Source organism: Legionella santicrucis (assembly GCF_001468135.1).
Classification (GTDB): Bacteria; Pseudomonadota; Gammaproteobacteria; order Legionellales; family Legionellaceae; genus Legionella; species Legionella santicrucis.
This window is the reverse complement of sequence record NZ_LNYU01000084.1, coordinates 1-257: the sequence shown is the minus strand read 5'-3', so window position 1 is coordinate 257 and position 257 is coordinate 1. Positions and strand designations below refer to the sequence as shown.

The window sequence follows — 257 nt, the reverse complement described above, 5'->3', positions numbered from 1 at the left end:
CGCGCTGCAGGCTCATCCCGTTTCTCTGAAAGCATAAAATCAATGGTATTTCCTTCTTTATCAACCGCACGGTATAAGTAACCCCACTAGCCTTTTACCTTGATATACGTCTCATCCATCCTCCAAGATCTACCAGCTCGCCTTTTATGGCGTTTTCGGAATCTCTCTCCCAAGTGAGGAGAATATTTAATAACCCAACGATTGATGGTGGAGTGATCCACTTTTAGGCCACGCTCTAAGGCTAATTCTTCAATTTC

At 44.0% G+C, this 257-nt stretch carries 1 pseudogene; it reads right to left on the bottom strand.

Going from position 1 to position 257, the window contains the following annotated elements:
* Positions 1–257, bottom strand: a pseudogene (locus Lsan_RS15475) (DDE-type integrase/transposase/recombinase); the annotation flags it as partial.